At 53.8% G+C, this 3,874-nt stretch carries 3 protein-coding genes; 2 read left to right on the top strand and 1 reads right to left on the bottom strand.

All coding sequences use genetic code 11. The features are described from left to right. Window positions 1-226 precede the first annotated feature (226 nt). Window positions 227-880: a DNA alkylation repair protein gene (locus tag C5S62_RS04990; protein WP_104404318.1), complete on the bottom strand. Its 654-nt coding sequence runs from the start codon at window positions 878-880 to the stop codon at window positions 227-229. Between the two features lie 144 nt (window positions 881-1,024). Here C5S62_RS04990 and C5S62_RS04985 point away from each other — a divergent pair, with 144 nt between their 5' ends. Together C5S62_RS04985 and C5S62_RS04980 are read left to right on the top strand one after the other, a co-directional pair. Further along, a complete protein-coding gene (locus C5S62_RS04985) occupies window positions 1,025-1,720 on the top strand; it encodes a hypothetical protein (RefSeq protein WP_133159509.1) in 696 nt (231 codons plus the stop codon). 117 nt (window positions 1,721-1,837) lie between these two features. Further along, window positions 1,838-3,772: an AAA domain-containing protein gene (locus C5S62_RS04980; RefSeq protein ID WP_104404316.1), complete on the top strand. Its 1,935-nt coding sequence runs from the start codon at window positions 1,838-1,840 to the stop codon at window positions 3,770-3,772. The last annotated feature ends 102 nt before the right edge of the window (window positions 3,773-3,874 follow it).

Genomic DNA, 3,874 nt, shown 5'->3' with positions numbered 1-3,874 from the left:
TTTCCTGAAAATCCCCGTATTGCAGTTGAAATTCCAAGTATTCGTGTTAAAATTCGAATACGGACTTTTTCATTTCCACTACTTCAAACCTATCTTTTAACCATCGGAAGTGTTGCGGGAAGTTAAATATGTTAAAGTGGAAAAGAGCGTCCCGCTACAAAAAACTCTTCTTGAAATGGCTTTTCCGATAATATTACGGCAGAAAGATGCCGGCTACAACACCGGACTACAGGCTGGCCAGAAGAGCTTCAGCGCGCCTCTCTTCTTCCTTGCCCAAATTCATATAGTGTGTGAGTGCTTTACCTGCTGCGCGCGCCACTGCCGCATCCGCATCCCGCAAATCGGTAGCCAGGTGGTCCAGTAACTCGGCGCTGTCGCGCTCCGAAGGCACAGCTCCCTGTATGAACAAACGTCCCATTAGCAGCCAGCCGCAAAGGCGGAACATCGTTTCTTCGCGGGCTATCCATGCGAAAGCTTTCTCCGATGCGTAAGCCTGACGGGTAAAGAGATACATCACTGTACATTCAGCCTCTTCTACGAAACGCATCTGCTCTACCCACAAGTCGGCCAAGTCCTCACCAAAGGTTTCGGACGGCATGAGCATCGCGGCCAGCAGACGGCATTCGCGAATGTCTTCTTTCCACAATGCGGCAGCCAGATGGTAGTCGTGCGGGAATTCTTCCGCGAGGCGGCATAAGCGGGGAAGTTCCACGCCGAAGTTTACTTTGTATGCCAGTCCTTTGTCACGCATCGAACGACTGGTAATGCCGTTCATCACTCCGCGCAGGCTGCGTTTTATGTCGCGCACGATTTCTTCAGTAGAGCCGGTCGCCGCCGGCAGGTCGTCAAACACTTCTTCAGTTGTATTATGGGGATTCATGGAATCTTGTTTTTTTGTAATAAAAGTTTACTTGTCCTTGTGAAATGCAAAAGTAAGAAAAAAATAATGCTTACAGCGTTTTGGGATATTTGTCCTGAAAATAAAATCGCTATCTTTGCAACTCAGCTACTCAAGAAAACAAACATGAACATCCTGCGAAATATCATGACAGGTGCGTTGCTCCTGACGGCTCCCGCCATAATGCGGGCACAAACAGACGGCACTCGTACGGAAATTGATCCCCTTGTGATTTCGGCAGACGACAGTACGGCCCTTGCCGCTGATATTCCCTTGGCGGACGGTGCCGTTACTTCTCTACGACCGCTTTCAGGTATACGGGCAACAGATATGTTCTTGCCCGTGTGTGATCTTTCCGCGCCGGGCTTCGACGGGCTTTCCCCATGGAACTGCGGTTTCTACGGTAGCGACTGGCGGCTCCATCAGGGTTTCAATGCACAATTGTCGATGAGTCTGACAGCCGGCTTCGGCAAGGGGGCGCCACATGGGGTGGGATTCGGTCAAAACGCGGCTTTTGCCTACGCCCTTCCCCTGTCAAAGCGTTTTTCAGCCGCCGTGGGAGTGTATGCCAACAACATGGACTGGGGAGGATATCACCAGACAGACGGCGGCGTGGCTGCGGCCGTGAAATTCAAAGCAACCGAGCGGTTCAGCCTCTACGCCTATGGCGCCAAAAGCTTTCTGCCAAAGGAGAACCGCCTTCATCGGGGGCTTTTGTCACCGTTCTTCGCCATGCCCAAAGACCGCGTGGGCGTGATGGGCGAAGTCAAGGTGGGAGAAAAAGCCATGATAAGAGTCAGCGTAGAGCGTCAGAGCTATTAACCCTTCTTCAAAATAAAAGTGCAACCGTTGGCGGCATTTTCCGGCAACGGTTGTTTTTATGTCAAAAGAACAAAGCGCTCGAAAGTTTTATTCATATTAGAATATCCTTAGAAACAAATGCCAAGTCTGCAACGCCAGCGTGAATTGCTGCGCAAAGAATATGAACACGAGAAAGCCGAATTCAGGCGCGCAGCCGAAACCATGGACGTGGACCGTAAGGTGAAACGCGGCGAGTGCTGGTTTCCGATTACGGTCGGGCGCAGTTATTATAATTCGCTTAACCGCTTTGTTGTGGAAATAACGCGGAGCAGTGACAGCGGTATTGAACATGATTTCGAATACGGCCGCAGCGTCTGTTTCTTTTCCCAAGACGGCATGGGGAGTATTTCCCATCTTGATTTTTCCGCTACTGTGAGTTATGCCGAAGCTGACCGCATGGTCGTGGTGCTACCCGATGAATCCGCATTGGCGCGGTTGCAATCGCTGGAGCGTGCCGGCGTACAACTCCATTTTGATGAAACGACTTACCGTCTGATGTTCGAAGCCATCGACCGTGTGATGCAGGCCCGCGAGGGACGTCTGGCGGCTTTGCGCGATATCTTTCATGCCGGGGCACCTTTAAGCTTTTCAGCAGATGCCGCGGTGCAGCCCCGCTTTCCCTGGCTCAACGCGGCGCAGGAGCAGGCCGTGTCCGAAGTGTTGCGGGCACGTGATGCGTTCGTTGTGCACGGGCCGCCGGGAACGGGTAAGACGACCACCCTTATAGAGGCGGTGTGTGAGGTGTTGCGCCGCGAACCGCAGGTGCTGGTGTGCGCTCAAAGCAACACGGCCGTCGACTGGATGGCGGAGCAGCTGGCCGATCGCGGACTGAGCGTGTTGCGCATAGGCAACCCTACGCGCGTCACGGATAAGATGCTGTCCAATACTTACGAGAGACGCTTTGAGAACCATCCCGACTATCCTTCATTGTGGCAGGTGCGCCGTGACCTGCGCCGACTTTACGCTCAACCGCGCAAAGGACGTTCTGAAAACTTTCACCAGAAAACGGCACGCCTCAAGGAGCGTGCCGAAGAACTGGAATTGCGCATCCGTCAGGCGCTTTTTGACCATTCGCGTGTGGTAGCCTCCACGCTTGCCGGAGCGGCCAATCCGCTGTTGGCCGGCCGGCATTTCCACACGCTTTTTATCGATGAGGCGGCGCAGGCATTGGAGGCCGCCTGCTGGATTGCTTTGCAAAAGACCGACCGGGTTGTGCTGGCTGGAGACCATTGCCAGTTGCCGCCGACAGTGAAGAGCCGGGAAGCCCTGCAAGGCGGATTGGCGCGGACGCTCATGGAGCATATCGCTGAAGTGCATCCGGAAGCCGTGAGATTGCTTACGGTGCAATATCGGATGAACGAGGAACTGATGCGTTTCTCTTCCGACTGGTTTTACGGAGGACGGCTTACCGCCGCACCCGATGTGAGCCACCGCAGCCTGCTCGATGAGTTGGATCATCCGCTGGTGTGGGTTGACTCGGATGAGGAAACGGCCGGCGGCTTTGCTGATGATGAGGTGCCGGAAGAGGCGGAAGGGAGAAGCCTCGGCGGCGAGTCATTTGTAGCTTCGACGTATGGACGTATCAACAAGAAAGAAGCCTGGCTCACTCTGGCCGCCTTACGCCGATATGCAGAACGGGTGGGGCGTAGACGCCTGATGGAGGAACGGGCGGATATCGGCATTATCTCACCTTACAAGGCGCAGGTGCAATATCTGCGGACGCTGGTGCGGCGCGACGAATACCTGCGGCCCTTGCGCCGGCAAATTACGGTGAATACCGTAGATGCCTTTCAGGGCCAGGAACGGGATATCGTGCTCGTTTCGTTGGTACGTGCCAATGAGCAGGGACAAATAGGCTTCCTGTCTGACTTGCGGCGCATGAACGTGGCTATCACGCGAGCCCGTATGAAACTTATTATTCTCGGTTCAGCGGCTACACTCTGCCGTCACAAGTTTTATAGAACCCTCTATGAACGTTGCCACTTGGAGCTGCTGTGTGGTGAACAGTCGTGAGTTGTTTCATGTCATCGTTGATTTTAACATTTCTTGCTTTCCTCCGTAAAATGTTGTATCTTTGTAACAGCGGAGCGGGGCTTTCCATGAGGAAGTCCCGCT

The sequence above is a fragment of the Prevotella sp. MGM2 genome, assembly GCF_002933955.1.
In the GTDB taxonomy this organism is placed as follows: Bacteria; Bacteroidota; Bacteroidia; order Bacteroidales; family Bacteroidaceae; genus Alloprevotella.
The sequence above is the reverse complement of the archived record's forward strand: the minus strand, read 5'-3'. Positions and strand labels throughout refer to the sequence as shown.